This window comes from Algibacter pectinivorans (genome assembly GCF_900112595.1).
Lineage (GTDB): Bacteria > Bacteroidota > Bacteroidia > Flavobacteriales > Flavobacteriaceae > Algibacter_B > Algibacter_B pectinivorans.
The window spans coordinates 224,537-240,376 of record NZ_FOMI01000001.1; the positions used below are offsets into that span (position 1 = coordinate 224,537).

16 protein-coding genes are annotated in these 15,840 nt (G+C 32.8%); 10 read left to right on the plus strand and 6 right to left on the minus strand.

Annotated elements, in window-relative coordinates:
• Positions 1–7 precede the first annotated feature (7 nt).
• The 8 genes from BMY96_RS01015 to BMY96_RS01050 all read left to right on the plus strand — a co-directional run bounded on the left by BMY96_RS01015 (position 8) and on the right by BMY96_RS01050 (position 6,961).
• Complete coding sequence (locus tag BMY96_RS01015; RefSeq protein ID WP_092847939.1) at positions 8–1,342, plus strand: sodium:solute symporter family transporter; 1,335 nt, start codon at positions 8–10, stop codon at positions 1,340–1,342.
• Positions 1,327–2,154: a metallophosphoesterase family protein gene (locus BMY96_RS01020; protein ID WP_092847941.1), complete on the plus strand. Its 828-nt coding sequence runs from the start codon at positions 1,327–1,329 to the stop codon at positions 2,152–2,154. Before BMY96_RS01015 ends, BMY96_RS01020 begins: the two co-directional genes overlap by 16 nt.
• A gap of 31 nt (positions 2,155–2,185) precedes the next feature.
• A complete protein-coding gene (locus tag BMY96_RS01025) occupies positions 2,186–2,680 on the plus strand; it encodes a rhodanese-like domain-containing protein (protein ID WP_092847943.1) in 495 nt (164 codons plus the stop codon).
• A complete protein-coding gene (locus BMY96_RS01030) occupies positions 2,673–3,302 on the plus strand; it encodes a TIGR04282 family arsenosugar biosynthesis glycosyltransferase (protein WP_092847946.1) in 630 nt (209 codons plus the stop codon). The genes BMY96_RS01025 and BMY96_RS01030 overlap by 8 nt, the downstream gene beginning before the upstream one ends.
• Before the next feature lie 71 nt (positions 3,303–3,373).
• Positions 3,374–4,186 carry a purine-nucleoside phosphorylase gene (locus BMY96_RS01035; RefSeq protein ID WP_092847949.1) on the plus strand — a complete coding sequence of 271 codons (813 nt, stop codon included), beginning with the start codon at positions 3,374–3,376 and terminating at the stop codon, positions 4,184–4,186.
• A gap of 176 nt (positions 4,187–4,362) precedes the next feature.
• Entirely contained in the window at positions 4,363–5,271 is a 909-nt protein-coding gene (locus BMY96_RS01040; protein ID WP_092847952.1) for a sterol desaturase family protein, read from the plus strand.
• A gap of 10 nt (positions 5,272–5,281) precedes the next feature.
• Complete coding sequence (locus BMY96_RS01045) at positions 5,282–6,148, plus strand: DUF547 domain-containing protein (RefSeq protein ID WP_092847954.1); 867 nt, start codon at positions 5,282–5,284, stop codon at positions 6,146–6,148.
• 33 nt (positions 6,149–6,181) lie between these two features.
• Complete coding sequence (locus BMY96_RS01050; protein ID WP_092847956.1) at positions 6,182–6,961, plus strand: TIGR04283 family arsenosugar biosynthesis glycosyltransferase; 780 nt, start codon at positions 6,182–6,184, stop codon at positions 6,959–6,961.
• Positions 6,962–6,964: 3 nt separating this feature from the next.
• Here the strand turns inward: BMY96_RS01050 and BMY96_RS01055 are convergent, their stop codons facing one another.
• From BMY96_RS01055 to BMY96_RS01080, 6 genes are all read right to left on the minus strand, one after another.
• Complete coding sequence (locus BMY96_RS01055) at positions 6,965–7,693, minus strand: metallophosphoesterase family protein (RefSeq protein WP_092847958.1); 729 nt, start codon at positions 7,691–7,693, stop codon at positions 6,965–6,967.
• 209 nt (positions 7,694–7,902) lie between these two features.
• Entirely contained in the window at positions 7,903–9,162 is a 1,260-nt protein-coding gene (locus BMY96_RS01060) for a POTRA domain-containing protein (RefSeq protein WP_092847961.1), read from the minus strand.
• A complete protein-coding gene (locus BMY96_RS01065; RefSeq protein ID WP_092847963.1) occupies positions 9,159–9,887 on the minus strand; it encodes a hypothetical protein in 729 nt (242 codons plus the stop codon). The genes BMY96_RS01060 and BMY96_RS01065 overlap by 4 nt, the downstream gene beginning before the upstream one ends.
• Complete coding sequence (locus BMY96_RS01070; RefSeq protein ID WP_092847964.1) at positions 9,880–10,887, minus strand: glycoside hydrolase family 113; 1,008 nt, start codon at positions 10,885–10,887, stop codon at positions 9,880–9,882. Before BMY96_RS01070 ends, BMY96_RS01065 begins: the two co-directional genes overlap by 8 nt.
• Before the next feature lie 33 nt (positions 10,888–10,920).
• A complete protein-coding gene (locus tag BMY96_RS01075; RefSeq protein ID WP_092847966.1) occupies positions 10,921–11,835 on the minus strand; it encodes a hypothetical protein in 915 nt (304 codons plus the stop codon).
• Positions 11,836–11,891: 56 nt separating this feature from the next.
• Positions 11,892–12,605 (minus strand): DUF547 domain-containing protein, encoded by a 714-nt coding sequence (locus tag BMY96_RS01080; protein WP_092847969.1) that lies wholly within the window; start codon positions 12,603–12,605, stop codon positions 11,892–11,894.
• Positions 12,606–12,887: 282 nt separating this feature from the next.
• Here BMY96_RS01080 and BMY96_RS01085 point away from each other — a divergent pair, with 282 nt between their 5' ends.
• A complete protein-coding gene (locus BMY96_RS01085; RefSeq protein ID WP_092847972.1) occupies positions 12,888–14,195 on the plus strand; it encodes an NAD(P)/FAD-dependent oxidoreductase in 1,308 nt (435 codons plus the stop codon).
• Between the two features lie 2 nt (positions 14,196–14,197).
• Positions 14,198–15,787: a 4Fe-4S binding protein gene (locus BMY96_RS01090; RefSeq protein WP_092847974.1), complete on the plus strand. Its 1,590-nt coding sequence runs from the start codon at positions 14,198–14,200 to the stop codon at positions 15,785–15,787.
• The last annotated feature ends 53 nt before the right edge of the window (positions 15,788–15,840 follow it).

Genomic DNA, 15,840 nt, shown 5'->3' on the forward strand with positions numbered 1-15,840 from the left:
AATAACTATGGAAACAATTAAAATTCAGTGGTTATTAATTATTATATCTAGTTTAATATTATTTATTATTTCGCCATTTGCAAAATCTACAAACCAGTTTTTTAGAGCAACTAAAGTTAAAAAGTCTCCAAACACACTCGTGTTAACAGGGAGTCTTATAATTTCTTGGATTTTTGCCAAAAGCATTACCAATGCCGCAAACCTTGGGCTAGACTATGGTATTGTTGGCGGCGTAGCCTATGCTGGTTACTACTTATCTTTTGCTGTGGCAGGTTTAATAATTTATAAATTACGCACCAAAGGCGGTTTTACAAGTATCCACGAGTTCTTAACTACTAAGTTTGGAAAAGGCGCCATGGCCTTATTTTCCATATTAATAGCCATTCGCTTATTCAACGAGGTTTGGAGTAATACCATGGTTATAGGCAGTTACTTTGGAGAAACTGGTAGCACACCCTATTATTGGTCTATTATTTTATTCACAATCTTAACTTTAGCTTACGCTATTAAAGGCGGATTAAGCAGTTCTATTTTTACCGACATTATTCAAATGGGGTTATTTTCAGTACTATTAATTATTATTTTAAGTACTGTTTTTTCAGTAGATAATTTCAGAACTCAAGAAGTTATATCCTCAGGAACATGGAGCTTTGAGCTTGGTTTAAACTTATTTTTTGCTGCCATAATTCAATCGTTTAGCTACCCATTTCACGACCCAGTTCTAACCGATAGAGCATTTATTAGCACACCCAAAATAACCCGAAAAAGTTTTCTTCTTGCTAGTGTATTAGGTGCTATTTGTATCATTCTATTTTCAATTATTGGTATATACGCCCAAACGCAAGGTTTAAAAGGACAAGCTGCTGTAGAGGTAGGAAAAGCGTTTGGTGTGGTTATTTTACTAGCTATTAATTTTATTATGATAACCTCGGCAGCATCAACCTTAGACTCTACCTTTTCGTCATTTTCAAAATTATTATCTGTCGATTTAAACCTAGGAAAAAATTTAACTTTTGGCAGAGCCTCAATGGTTGCCATTGCCATATTAGGTACGCTTCCTGTTTTTTTAAACGCCGAAATATTATCGGCCACAACAATTTCAGGAACAATGGTTATTGGTTTAACTCCCGTTTTTATGTTTTGGAATATTAAGGTTCCAAAAATCAGTTTTTATTTAAGTATCATTTGTGGAATAATTTTTGGTTTTGTTTTAGTGTTTAAACTATTTCCAGAAGCACTCATTTTCACAAAAGGAAAATATGCCGATTTACTATGGGTAAATGTTTGGGGTATTTTAAGTTGTATCATTTTATATTTAGCACCCAAATGGATAAAAAAATAGAACATCTAGGACAGCTATCTGGCAAAACGTTGCTATTTGGTGGCGTTTATAGCAACTTGCAAGCCTTAGAAGCTTTAAAGCAAGTGGCCGAAGCCGAAAATATTAGTCCAGAAAATTGTATTTGCACGGGCGATATTGTTGGTTACTGCGCCCAACCAGAAGAAACCGTGCAATTATTTAAAATTTGGAACCCTAGAAGTATAGCTGGTAACGTAGAAATTCAATTAAGCGAAGGTGCCCAAGATTGCGGCTGCGATTTTAAAAAAGGCTCTAGATGCGACGGGTTTTCACAACAATGGTACCCCTACGCTCAAAGCCTACTATCCCAAGATTCTTTAGCTTTTATAAAACAATTACCAGACCACTATACCTTTAATTACGCAGACAAAAAAGTAATGGTTGTTCATGGTTCGTATTTTAACACCTCCGAGTTTATTTTTAAATCCACACCCTGGGAAACCAAGGCTATAAATTTTAAGGTAGACCAAAGCGATGTTATTATAGCTGGCCATTGCGGATTACCATTTAACGATGCACAAAACAACAAACTATGGTTAAATCCCGGCGTAATTGGCATGCCTGCAAACGATGGTAACCAAACCGTTTGGTATGCTATTTTAAACGATTTAAATGGTAAACTAGAATATAAACACCACTCGTTAAACTACAATTACAGATTAACTAATACATTAATGCAAAACGGCTTGCTTCCTGAAGAATATGCTAGAACCATAGTTACAGGCATTTGGGATAATACCGAAATTTTACCAGCCGTAGAAAGTGGATTGCAAGGATTCGGAATAAATCTGTAATTTTATTAAATCTATTAAGACTAAAAAACAAATGAAAAACACCCTTTTATTTTTAGTATTACTATGTAGCAGTCTATTATTTGCGCAAAAATCAATTGATAAGCTACTAGCAAAACATAATGATAATAGCGTGCCCTATATTACACCTCAAGAACTAGCAATACCTAAAACAGACTTGGTATTATTGGATTCTAGAGAATTAAAAGAATATAAAACCAGTCATTTAAAAAACGCCATTCATGTAGGGTACGATCACTTTAAAATACATAAAGTTGAAACACTAATACCAGATAAAAACGCAGAAATAGTGGTGTATTGCTCAGTTGGTATTCGATCAGAATCTATTGGAGATAGCCTTAAAAAAGCTGGATATTCTAACGTAAAAAATCTTTATGGTGGTATTTTCGAGTGGAAAAGCAACAACTTTCCTGTTTATAACGCCATTGAAAAAGAAACAGACAGCATTCATACCTTTAATAAAGTATGGAGTAAATGGCTAAAAAAAGGCATAAAAGTTTATGAATAAAGAATTAGTAATTGTTTTTGTAAAAAACATAAAATTAGGCAAGGTAAAAACAAGGCTTGCCAAAACTATTGGCAACCAAGGCGCTTTCGATGTTTATACAGAGTTAGTCGGCGTAACCGAAAAAGCAACACAAAAACTAAAGGCCAATAAACGCATTTATTTTTCCGAATCTATTGTAGAAAACCAATGGAATTCCCATCAAAAATTTGTTCAAGAAGGCGCAGATTTAGGCGAACGCATGAAAAACGCGTTTATAAAAGGCTTTAAAGACGGCTACAATCGTATTGTTTTAATTGGTTCAGATTTACCAGACATTACAGCAAACCATATTAACAAAGGACTCGAAGCCTTAACACAACACGACATTGTTTTTGGACCAGCCGAAGATGGTGGCTATTATCTAGTTGGCTTATCAAAAGCACACAATTTTATTTTTAATAATAAACCGTGGAGCCAAACACATTTACTGCAAGAAACCTTAAACGAAATAAAGGAAAAACAAGTAACATTTACTACCTTAGATACTTTAAACGACATTGATAATTTTGAAGATTTAATAGCTTCAGAATTTTATAAAACTAACATAGAATTACAAAAAAAAATCAAACAATTACAAGGTTAAATAAATGCTTTCAAATTAAGAAAACCTAGCTAAAATATAGGTTTTTAAACATTCTATTTAAAAAAATAAACATGATGCAATTTATAGAAGAAACAGTAGACTACTTAATAAATAAAGGATTCGATAAACCAGAAATAGGTATTATTTTAGGCACCGGTTTAGGGCAATTAATTGAAGATGTAGAAATAATTAGGGAGGCAAGTTATAATCACATTCCAAATTTCCCAACAGCCACAGTCGAGTTCCACAAAGGAAAACTTATTTACGGTATTATGGGCGGTAAAAAAGTAATAGTTATGCAAGGGCGTTTTCACCTTTACGAAGGCTATTCCCTGCAAGATGTCACCTACCCTGTTCGCGTTATGGAAAAACTAGGTATTCACACCTTATTAGTTTCTAATGCATCTGGCGCCATAAACCCTAACTTTAAAAAAGGCGAACTAATGCTTATTGAAGATCATATAAATCTTCAAGGTAGCTCGCCACTTGCCTTTAAAGGTGTGGAACTTTTAGGTGAGCGCTTCGCAGATATGAGCGCGCCTTACAATGCCGCTATAAATACTAAATTTAAATCCATAGCAGCGCAACATGATATAACATTGCACGAAGGCGTATACGCTAGCGTTGTTGGGCCTCAATTAGAAACCAGAGCCGAATATCGCATGTTAAAAATTATAGGAGCAGATGCTGTTGGCATGAGCACAGTTCCAGAAATTATAGTTGCCAATCATTTAAATTTAAAAGCAGCCGCGGTTTCTGTACTAACAGACGAGTGCGATCCAGATAACCTAGCCCCCGTAGATATTGCCGAAATTATAGCAATGGCCGAAAAAGCAGAACCCAATATGGTTACACTTTTTAAAGAATTGATACTTAGCTTATAACATTTGGGCGTTACCACAAGGGTCGCGCTTTCCATTATATCTTTTTTTGCCACTTATAAAAGCAAAAAAAGGATGCCACTACAATCGCTAACGCAACGTAGAACTAGTAAATATAATTAGTACTCAAATAAAGCCCTTTAGGTTTACAAAACCTGATGGGTTAAAACTCCAAACCCATGGAAACCTATATAGAACTCATAAAAAAATCCTATTCTGGGTATTGGAACTACCTAAAATACGAATTATTAGACCTTAACCATTGGGATAATTATTTTTATGGACTAATTGTTATATCCATTGCCGTATGGTTACTAGAAATTATTTTCCCCTGGCGAAAAAACCAATCTATATTCAGGAAAGACTTTTGGTTAGACACCTTTTACATGTTTTTCAACTTCTTTCTTTTAAACCTTATTATATTAATTGCACTATCTAACACCGTTGCTCATTTTTTTAATTCGTTATTACAAAATATAGGATTGTCGCTAGAAAGCTTTCAGCTTTTCGATGTTAATAATTTACCTAAATGGCTCGGTTTACTGGTATTCTTTGTAGTTTCAGATTTTGTACAATGGAATACGCATAGACTTTTACATAGATTCACTTTTTTATGGAATTTCCATAAAGTACACCACTCTGTTAAAGAAATGGGGTTTGCCGCTCACTTAAGGTACCACTGGATGGAACCTGTAGTTTATAAATCCCTGCTTTACATTCCTATTGCTATTATTGGTAATTACAATGCTAACGATGTGGCAATCGTTTACTTTTTTGCCATTACCATTGGGCATTTAAACCACGCCAATTTAGGTTGGGATTACGGCATTTTTAAATACATTTTTAATAACCCGAAAATGCATATTTGGCACCATGTAAAAACCTTACCCAACCATGTTAGGTTTGGTGTTAATTACGGACTAACCTTAAGCATTTGGGATTATTTATTTAAAACAAATTACATCCCGCACAATGGAAAAGATATTGAACTTGGGTTTCCGGGCGACGAATATTTCCCAAAGGACTTTATAAAACAAGAACTTTACCCCATGTTCTCAAAAAAATCGGAATCTGATTCCAATCGTTAAAACACTCGATATGAAACACCTATTTGCTATTACACTAGTTCTGCTATTAGCCGCTTGCGCTGGAACAAAAAACATCCCCGAGCAACCAACAGCAGAACCCCAACCCATAGAAAAAACAGAACAGGTGGTTATAAAGCAAACCATACCTACTGAAACTACCCAAAAAACACCTGTAACCAAAGTACCAGAACCTACAAAAAACATAGAACAAGAAACGACTGAAGTAGAAGTAAGCACCTTTAATCATAACGATTGGGATAGATTACTACAAAAACATGTTTCAGATCAAGGAAACGTAAATTATAAAGCCTTAAAAACAAACAGAAAAGCCCTTACAGCATATATTATAAAATTAGGTAACCATGTACCAGATAACACTTGGTTAAAAGAAGATAAACTAGCCTATTGGATTAATGCGTATAATGCCTTAACGGTCGATTTAATTCTGCGTCATTACCCAATAAAAAGCATAAAAGACATAAAAGATCCGTGGGACCAACGGTTCTGGAAACTAGGTAATAAATGGTATAATCTTAATGAAATTGAACATGATATTTTAAGAAAAATGGACGATCCTAGAATTCATTTCGCCATTGTATGTGCTTCTTATTCGTGCCCTAAATTACAAAACGAAGCCTTTACAACTCAAACCATAAACAGTCAATTAAATGCGGCTACTAAAGCGTTTTTAAGTGATCCTGCTCGTAATGAGATTTCAGAAAACAGCATTAACATATCAAAGATTTTTCAGTGGTTTTCAAAGGATTTTAAACAACATGGTAGTTTAATAGATTTTCTAAACAAGTATTCTGCTATTACCATTTCCGCGAAAGCGAAAAAAAGTTATAAAGATTATAATTGGGATTTAAATGAATAAAACTGAATCTAGTATTTTTTCGTAAGCATTACCATGATAAGCATTATTATTCCAACCTTAAACGAAGAAGCCCAAATTGGCAAATTACTAGAGCATTTACTAGCAAATTCATTGGTTAAAATAACCAGAGAAATTATTATTGTTGATGGTGGTAGTCAAGATAATACAAAACGTATTGTTCAAGATTTCTCAAATTTCACCAATACCACAAACAAAAAGGCCTTTAATTATATTGACAACTCGGTTATAGATAAAAATGCCTCTACCGACGAAAAAACAGAAACGGCCATCTTACTTTTAAATTCTGAAAAAGGCAGAGCAAAACAAATGAATTTAGGAGCAAAAATGGCATCGGGAGATATTCTGTACTTTTTACATGCCGATTCGTTTCCTCCTAAAAAATTCGACCAACACATTTTAAGTCAGGTAAAAAAAGGTAATGAAGCAGGCTGTTTTAGGATGCAATTCGATAGCTCACACTGGTGGTTACGTTTAGCTAGTTGGTTTACTAAATTTAACTGGCGCGTTTGCAGAGGTGGGGACCAAAGTCAATTTATAACAAAAGAGCTTTTTAACTCCATTGGACAATTTAATGAGAGCTACAGTGTTTACGAAGATAATATTTTAATAAATGAATTATACGCTAGAAAACAATTTGTGGTGATAAATAAAAAACTTAAATCCTCGGCCAGAATGTATAGAAAACACGGCGTTTGGAAACTGCAATATTTCTATTGGAACATCTATTTAAAAAAGTGGCTTGGTGCCAGTGCCAATGATATTTATAGTTATTATAAGAAAAACGTTGGCTAGTTTTTACTTATTTCTACCCGTTTCATTTGGATATAATCCTGGTAAATTATCACTCTGAAAGACTTCTTTAGTATCTATATTAACGGCAGCTATTTTTCCTTTAAAAGCTGCACCGGTATCTATATTCCATACGTTTGCAGCGTTCATAGGCACATCACAATCAAAATTAGTGGTGGGTGTATGGCCAATAAAAATTTCTTTATAGTGTTTTAATCTATTTGGATAAATTTTAGAATCTTTATCAATACTTTTATCTAAGGTTAGCACCATTTCCCATAAGGTTCTATCAAAGTACAGAGTGCTTTTAAACACTTCTTTCGTAACGCCATGCATGGACGTAAATCCAGCGTGTAAAAATAATCTATTTTCCTCATCTAAGTAATACAACGGCATACTTTCAAACAACTCTAAATGTGTTTTCTTCTCTGCATCAGAAAACCCCTCGTAACTATCCATAGTTTCTTTTCCGCCATGAATATACCAGGTTTGATTTACCTCACCGCTTCGCAACCACGCTTCACACCAAACATCATGATTTCCTTTTATAAAAATGCAATTTATTTTTTGCGAAAGCTCTATTAAAAACTGGATAACTTGGGCGGATTCACTCCATCCATCTACATAATCGCCAACAAAGATTAAAGTATCCTCATCCTTAACCTCAATTTTATTTAATACTTGAATTAAAGCTTTTAACCCGCCATGAATGTCTCCAATTGCAAATGTTCGCATAAGTATATTATTTTATTTAAAAATTTAAGATATTACTTTTAATAGAGTTACAGATTAAGCTAATGTAAGATTAAAGTTATTTCTTTCTATATTAATTAAAACAAAAAACATTACATGGAGTTAATAAGTAAATCAACTCACAGCTCCTAAGGTTTTAACTTTTAGTTTTATTTTAAAATAATTTTCAAAATATTATATTTTTGCAATGTTTAAAAGTATTGACCTATACCAAAAACTAAACCGTTTGTTGCGTTTTTAGAAACTCCATACCCATAATCAATTCTAAAAATAGCATTATATATCTTTTTATGTATAAAACGAAATCCTAAACCAGGATAGACCTTTACATTTTCGGAACTAGCAAAATCACTAACATTGCTACCAGGGTTTCTCCATGTGCCAGCATCTACAAAGGCATTTCCTTGTAAAACAAACCATCCTTTTTCAATAAGTGTCTGTCTATATTCTGTATTTAATACTATTACACCGGTACCTCTATCTATGGTATTACCAACTCCTCTAACATTTAAATTATTATCTACAGAAAAGGGAGCAAAGGGGGTGTCGTTATTTGTAGCTAAGCCCATACGTAATCTATTTGCCCAATTCCCTTTTTCACCTAATCGTTTAAACCAAAAGAAATCGTTCCAACCTATAAAAAATTCGGTTAAAATATCGTTAGTTGATGTAACATATTGAAAGTTAAACTGACTTTTAAAACCTGAAATGTATTGATAACAGTAGTCTAATTTATTGTACTCATAGATACCTTTAAAAAGCCACTTATTTACGTTTAATTCGGGCCTATCATTTATATTATCTCCTTTAAACCTATAGTCTTCAACAAAATAATTTAAACCAAATTCTAATCTATTTGTAAAATTAAACTGGTATAAACCTAAGGCTTCTATAGATTTATTATTGTATTTATAATTAGCGGTTTCATCTTCAAAAAACACCGGCTCTTGGGTAGTTAAATCCTGCAGATTTATTGCAAAACCCATTTTATTAGAAAACAAAAAAGGCGCTCTAAAGTTTATAGCATAACTCTCATATATATCATTTTGATAAAACCCTCCAAAAGTCATAGCTTGTCCTAATAAATTAAATTCATATAATCCTAGTCTATAGGCAAACTCATTATCGCTAGTTGTATAAATATTGGCTGATGGAATTAGCGTAAAATTTTCTTCAATATTATAAAACACATTATAATGATTGTCTTCGGCAAGAAAGACTTGAAAATAAACATGAGATACAACAGGTAATCTCTTTAAACGAATAATATCGTTTTTAATAACTGCAGAATCTAAAGCAACGCCTGGCTTAATTGAAGAAATATGTTTTACAAAGGATGTTTTTAGTCTTTTATTACCTTGCACCTTTAAATCTCGAACCAAAAGCTCTTGTGCGCAAGTATTTAATGCAACACACCACAATAACACAAATAAAAACAGCTTTTTTATCATTTAGCAATAAAAGGTTTTTGAGCGACCCAATTTACCCAATTATCTAGACTTACGTCCATTAAAGTGAAATTATAATTTTCATTTACATTTAAATTTGTTGGCGTTGTTGTAGTTATATTTAAAACAACATTACTGGTATCATAGTATTGAAAGTGATTCTCGTAGGTATATGTTCCAGATAATAAATCGTTATTAACTGTAGAAATCACTTGAAAATATATGGCATTTTCTCCTTCTGGATTATCATCCCAACTAAAACTAGGCATTCCAGAATTGTTTTGATTTATCATAACATTGTCATTCCATACTGTGGGTTTAGATATTTGTTTAGTACGAATTGGATTAGATAATTTTATTTCGTTATCTAGCTCAAAAGTTATAATTATAAATTTTTCTGTAGCAGAATTTTGAACAAAACGTTTTAAATAACCATTAAACACAGGTTCGTCATCTATTTCTATTTTTGTGTAATTACCAAAATCATTTTGATTAACTGCAGAATTTAAAGTTTGGTAAAACCCTACATTTGTAGCGCCTTGTTTTGCATAATAAAAAGCTAGAATATTTCCAGTGTCCTTATCACTAGCAGCACAGGCAATAACAGCTCCTTGTTCAATAACTCTACCTTGTATATATGTTGCTAAGGTAGATAAAGCTTTATCGGTATCTTTAGTACAGGAAACCAAAAACATAACATAAATTACAATATATTTTATTTTATTCATAGACTCTATAATGTTTACGTATTATTGCTTCTACGGGTTTGTTTTGAGGTGTAAATCGAGAATCGTTGTCGCCTCCAGATGTGTCGTGGTTATGAAACCATTTCCATATAAAACCACCAGCAAACCAATTTTCATGCCAAAAGACACTAAATAAAGCTTTAGTGGCGTTAGTTTGAGCTTCAAAGTTAACTTGATTCAGGCTTCTATCACTTAACCAAGGCTCCCTTCCTGTATAATCTACACTTCTATATCCATACTCCGTAAACAGTACTGGCTTTTTATTAGCTTTCTGTACCTTTAAAATATACCGCTTATGCTTTTCCCACCCCAATATACATTCTGCAACAGTTGGTGTTTTACTTGAGCTAACAGGAAAATAGGCATCTATACCAATAAAATCTAGTTCGCTCCAAAATGGTGTTCTATTAAACTCATCCCAATTTGCAGCATAGGTTAATTTACCTTTATAAATTCCCTTAATTTCTTTTATAAGTTTAAACCAATAATCTGGTCTATTGTTTATAAAATCTTCTAATTCTGTACCTATACAGAAAACTTTAACATTCATTTTTGATGCTAAACGGGCGTATTCTAAGATAAATTTAGAGTAAGACTCTTCAAATATTTTCCAATTGGCCTCGTTAGCCATTTTTATATAGCCAGTAAACTGACCATGCCCAACCCATAATTGAGGTTTTAGCATGATGTTTAGTTGTTGTTTATTTAATTCTGTAATGTACTGTACCACCCCTTCTCCTTTTTCTCCATACCATTGGTTTTCCATATTATACTTAACATTTGGTAAACTTAAGTCTTTAATAAAACCAAAAGGCATTACAGCAACATAATTGGCGCCTAAATTAACAACAGGCCTCGTATGGGTTTGATCTATAGGCTGTCGAGAAGCAACAAAACTCACACCATTAATTTTATTGGTATGAGTTTTGCAAGATTGTATAGCTAAAATTGATAAAAGAAATAAAAGTTTAAATGGCGCCATAAGATATTTTAAACTTCTAATTTAATATTAATATTATAATAATGCTCTTAAACCAATACTAAAAGTTTGACCTAAACCTTGAAAATTATTCCCTCGAATAAATTTTCCGTAAGAGGCTTCAACATTTAATACATTTGTTAGTTGATATTTTCCTCCAAATCCTAATTGTGTATAATTTTGCTCAAAGTTGTTCCCTAAATCTACTAAAAAGGCTTGTTGAGCATTTACAAATATTGTTGATTTACTAGATGGAAAATAACTTAAAAACGCACTTAATGGTAAAAACAGACTGTTATTAGCAAAACGTTCTCCACTATTTTCCGTTAAAGGATCTGCATCTGCTTGACTTTCTCCAAAGTTAAATCCAAAATCGGCTTCGGTAAAAATTTGCCAATCACCACCACCAAAAGTTTTATCATAGAAAAATTTAGTTTCCCAAAACGTGCTTCGCTTATCTAAGTAAGCTGGTACAGCTTCGTCTTTAAAAACAGGTAAATAAAGTGAACTTGTAAAGGAAAAATTAGGTATGCTTGCAAATGGTTGTACTCTAATAGATGGTGCAATGGTTGTTAAACCGCTTCTAGAATCAACTCCATTGTTCTCAAAATTAAACACACTAAGCGCATTTTGGCCTCCATAGTTGTTTGCTCTTACTTGAAAAACAAAACCTATATTAATTCTAGAATTATTACTTACACCTGTATAAATTTCTGTAGTGTTAGTAAAAAAGTTTTGTCTATCAATATCAAAAGATTCTCCAGTACCTCCACCAGTTTGTTTTGTTTGGGTATACAAGCTATTAAAAAATTTAATATCCCATTGTCCTTTTTTTAATAGTTTTGAAGGTGTAAATTCTTGTACATTACTTCTTTTTACGGTTTCATCCTCTTGAGCATATCCTGTAAAAATACCTGTTATTAAAGCTAATATTACTAATGTTTTTTTCATAATTATTTTTTTTAAGTTTAGAAAATTGGAAAATTAATTTTTCCGGTTAGTTATTTTTATTGTTTATTTACATTCCAGTTGTAAGGGAAGTAGCTAAGTTTAGATTTACTATCTAATTTTTCGTTTCTATATGCATTTATAAAATCTATTTCGCTCTTACCATTCATGATAAAATCTTCTTTATACCATTCCATTATTTGCGATGCTTCAACTTTATTTTTTTTAGCATTGACCTTTAAAAAAGTTCCATTTAACGCTATTTTTGTTTGCTTATCCAATTGAGAGTTTAATGTATTTGGCAAATAAGCTTTATTAATTATAGGAGGACATCCTACAGCCCCACAAACCAGCACAAAATGAAAGCGCGCGTCTTTAAAGTTGCCACGTAAAAGCTTATGCTCAATATCATTTAAAGTAATTTGCTTTCCTCCTAAACTATAAGTTTTGGCATCAAAAAAGCCTTTAACATCCAAAGGCGAGTTTGTTGGATAGTTATCTACAATACCCTTAATTACAGTTAAGTTATAAGCATTAATCCAAAAGGCTTGGTAGCTATTAGCATCGGTTTTAGAGACAGATATGCCTTCAGCAATTTTTAAAATATCATTAAGTTCTTTTTGGTTGGCATGAATTTTTGAATATGCTACTCTTCCTTGAGATACATATTGCTTTAAAAAAGCATCTGATTTATTAAAAAAAGAATTTAAATCTTGAGAGAACCCTTTAAGAGATACTAAAACTAGAAGTGTTAAAATTATTTGTTTTTTCATTTTTACGGTTTTTAATTTTTTTAAAAGTAACTGCCATTGGGTCGCACTAAAAATGAGATAATTACATAAAAACGAAAAAAAAATAGCGTCTAAAATCGCGTTTAAACCTTACAAATTATTAGCAATTTAAACTTATTATAAATAAAGTAATCGTGTTAAGTTATTACTTTTATATTCGACAAAAACCTCATTAAAACTTTAATTTGCACAGCATAATATATTAGTTTTTATTTAGAAACCTATTAATAGGTCATCGAAACAAATCAACCTAACAACTTAAACATGGAAGAACATATTGTTATAATAGGAAATGGAATTTCTGGAGTTACTGCTGCCAGACACATTAGAAAACTATCGGACAAACGAATTACTATAATATCTGCAGAAACCGAATATTTCTTTTCTAGAACCGCATTAATGTACATTTATATGGGGCATATGAAGTTTGAGCATACGCAACCTTATGAGAATTGGTTTTGGAAAAAAAATAGAATTGAATTAAAAAAAGGTTATGTTAAAAACGTAGACACAAGTGCAAAAACGCTTCATTTTGCAGAAGGCGAACCTTTAACTTACGACAAGCTTATTATTGCTTCAGGAAGTAAGCCAAATAAATTTGGATGGCCTGGTCAAGACCTAGATGGTGTTATGGGCATGTACCATAAACAAGATTTGGAAAACCTTGAGAAATATGCACCTAACAACAAAGTTTGTAAAAGAGCTGTAATAGTAGGTGGCGGATTAATAGGTATTGAACTTGCAGAAATGCTTAATTCTAGAAATATACCTGTAACCTTTTTAGTAAGAGAAGATAGCTTCTGGAATGGTGTTTTACCTATTGGCGAAAGCCAAATGATTAACAGACATATTAAAAACCATCATATCGATTTACGCCTTGCAAATAATTTAAAAGAAATCAAGGCAGATAAAAACGGTAAGGTAAAATCTATCGTTATTCAAGAAACCGAAGAAGAGATTGAATGCGATGTGGTAGGTTTAACAGCTGGTGTAACGCCAAATATTAACTTTTTAAAAGAGTCTAATATAGAACTTGGTAGAGGTATAAAAGTAAATCCTTACCTAGAAACCAACATACAAGATGTTTACGCCATTGGTGATTGTGCCGAACAACATGAAGGTATAAATGGTAGAAGACCAATTGAAGCCGTATGGTATACTGGACGAATGATGGGAGAAACATTAGCTCAAACCATTTGTGGAAACAGAATAAAATACAACCCTGGACATTGGTTTAATTCTGCTAAATTTCTAGATATTGAATACCAAACTTATGGTTGGGTTTTTAGCGAACGTAGTTGTCCTGATTATGAAAAACACTTTCATTGGAAACACGAAGACGATACTAAGTGTATTACCGTAGCCTACAATAAAGATACAAGAGCGTTTTTAGGCATTAACACATTTGGAATTAGAATGCGCCATGAAACCTTTAATAAATGGTTAACAGAAAAACGAGATGTAGACTATGTTATAAACCATCTTTCTGAAGCCAACTTCGACCCTGAATTTTACAGCCATTATGAAACCGACATTATTGCAACCTACAACAAACAACTTAAAATAGCCTAACCATGAGTAATAAAATAAATCACAGTATGTCTTTAGCTAAACCAGATGCGTTAGACATAACAACAAAACAAAAAATAGCATTAGCCATAGGCTTTATAGGTCTATTTATTTTAGCTTTAGCACTTTTTAACACTAATTTCCCTAATGAAGGTCTATTTCTCACCATTTCTTTAGGTATGATTTCTTTAGGAATTATCATGTATTCTAGAGAGGCCTACTTAACCAAACTAGAAGGAATAAAAAACGATGGTGTTTGGTTTAAATCCATATCATCAAAAGGTACTTGGGGTTGGATTTTAGGTGTTATTCTTACTACCTTTTACATTGTACTATATTTCTTCCCGCAATATTTAGGATTAGGTAAAGATGGTGCAGCTAACACTGGATTAATACAACTATTCGACCCACTAAGTAAGCTCCTAAGTGGAAGACCAGCAAGCCAATGGTTTGTTTATGGATCGCTATATACTATTGCAATTTTAGCTTTTGGTTACAAATTTATACTTAAATACCGCCACAACCGCTACCAACAAATACGTACTGGATCTGTTATGTTTTTCCAATTAGGTTTTGCATTTCTTATACCAGAATTCATGTATGTTATGAACAACGATTTACCATATTACGACCTTAAAAGCGTATGGCCACTTAACTATTATATATTTGATGAATGGTCTGTAAACGGATTTCTTTCCAATGGTAATATTGGTTTAGCCTTAATAATATTTGGAATTCTTTCTACATTTGTAATCACACCTATATTAACGTATAAATATGGAAAACGATGGTATTGCTCTTGGGTATGTGGATGTGGTGGATTAGCAGAAACTGCTGGTGATTCCTTTAGACAATTATCCTCTAAAAAAATGTCTGCTTGGAAACTAGAGCGCTGGTTAATACATACGGTTTTAGTATTTTCAGTGGTCATGACGGTTGCTATGGTATACACATACTTAGGCTACGACAAAAATAATTTTTGGTTAACAAGAGGCCTATTCATAGCTTTTGTAATTGGATTTCTATCGCTTGTTTTTACCGGTGTAATGGTATTTAAAGCTAAAGAGTTAGGAAAAGATGCAAAATATGGAGCCATAGGTTTTTTTATAGTTATTGCGTTACTACTTATCATGCATTTTACAGGCACAACCGACAATGTTTTCTTTATAAAAGGAGCAACGCTTAGATCTGCTTACGGACTTTACATAGGCTCAATATTTTCTGGTGTTATTGGTACAGGTTTCTACCCAATTTTAGGTAGCCGTTCTTGGTGCCGTTTTGGATGCCCAATGGCTGCCATTTTAGGTTTCCAACAACGTTTATTCTCTAAATTTAGAATTACAACCAATGGTGGACAATGCATATCATGTGGAAACTGTTCTAATAGCTGTGAAATGGGAATTGATGTTCGCCATTATGCTCAAAAAGGAGAAAACATTGTACGCTCTAGTTGCGTTGGTTGTGGTGTTTGTTCTGCTGTTTGTCCTCGAGGCGTTTTAAAACTTGAAAACGACAGTATGGATGGAAGAATTAACCCTACAGAAATACTACTAGGAAACGATGTAGATTTAATGGATTTGGTAAACAAAAAATAAAGCACTTCGGTGAAATACGCTACATATTATAATTAAATAAATATATGCAAGCC

Excerpts from the sequence above, each read along its gene's own strand:
- BMY96_RS01015 (WP_092847939.1), top strand. The coding sequence starts at position 8 with ATGGAAACAATTAAAATTCAGTGGTTATTAATTATTATATCTAGTTTA.
- BMY96_RS01020 (WP_092847941.1), top strand. The coding sequence starts at position 1,327 with ATGGATAAAAAAATAGAACATCTAGGACAGCTATCTGGCAAAACGTTG.
- BMY96_RS01025 (WP_092847943.1), top strand. The coding sequence starts at position 2,186 with ATGAAAAACACCCTTTTATTTTTAGTATTACTATGTAGCAGTCTATTA.
- BMY96_RS01030 (WP_092847946.1), top strand. The coding sequence starts at position 2,673 with ATGAATAAAGAATTAGTAATTGTTTTTGTAAAAAACATAAAATTAGGC.
- BMY96_RS01035 (WP_092847949.1), top strand. The coding sequence starts at position 3,374 with ATGATGCAATTTATAGAAGAAACAGTAGACTACTTAATAAATAAAGGA.
- BMY96_RS01040 (WP_092847952.1), top strand. The coding sequence starts at position 4,363 with ATGGAAACCTATATAGAACTCATAAAAAAATCCTATTCTGGGTATTGG.
- BMY96_RS01045 (WP_092847954.1), top strand. The coding sequence starts at position 5,282 with ATGAAACACCTATTTGCTATTACACTAGTTCTGCTATTAGCCGCTTGC.
- BMY96_RS01050 (WP_092847956.1), top strand. The coding sequence starts at position 6,182 with ATGATAAGCATTATTATTCCAACCTTAAACGAAGAAGCCCAAATTGGC.
- BMY96_RS01055 (WP_092847958.1), bottom strand. The coding sequence starts at position 7,693 with ATGCGAACATTTGCAATTGGAGACATTCATGGCGGGTTAAAAGCTTTA.
- BMY96_RS01060 (WP_092847961.1), bottom strand. The coding sequence starts at position 9,162 with ATGATAAAAAAGCTGTTTTTATTTGTGTTATTGTGGTGTGTTGCATTA.
- BMY96_RS01065 (WP_092847963.1), bottom strand. The coding sequence starts at position 9,887 with ATGAATAAAATAAAATATATTGTAATTTATGTTATGTTTTTGGTTTCC.
- BMY96_RS01070 (WP_092847964.1), bottom strand. The coding sequence starts at position 10,887 with ATGGCGCCATTTAAACTTTTATTTCTTTTATCAATTTTAGCTATACAA.
- BMY96_RS01075 (WP_092847966.1), bottom strand. The coding sequence starts at position 11,835 with ATGAAAAAAACATTAGTAATATTAGCTTTAATAACAGGTATTTTTACA.
- BMY96_RS01080 (WP_092847969.1), bottom strand. The coding sequence starts at position 12,605 with ATGAAAAAACAAATAATTTTAACACTTCTAGTTTTAGTATCTCTTAAA.
- BMY96_RS01085 (WP_092847972.1), top strand. The coding sequence starts at position 12,888 with ATGGAAGAACATATTGTTATAATAGGAAATGGAATTTCTGGAGTTACT.
- BMY96_RS01090 (WP_092847974.1), top strand. The coding sequence starts at position 14,198 with ATGAGTAATAAAATAAATCACAGTATGTCTTTAGCTAAACCAGATGCG.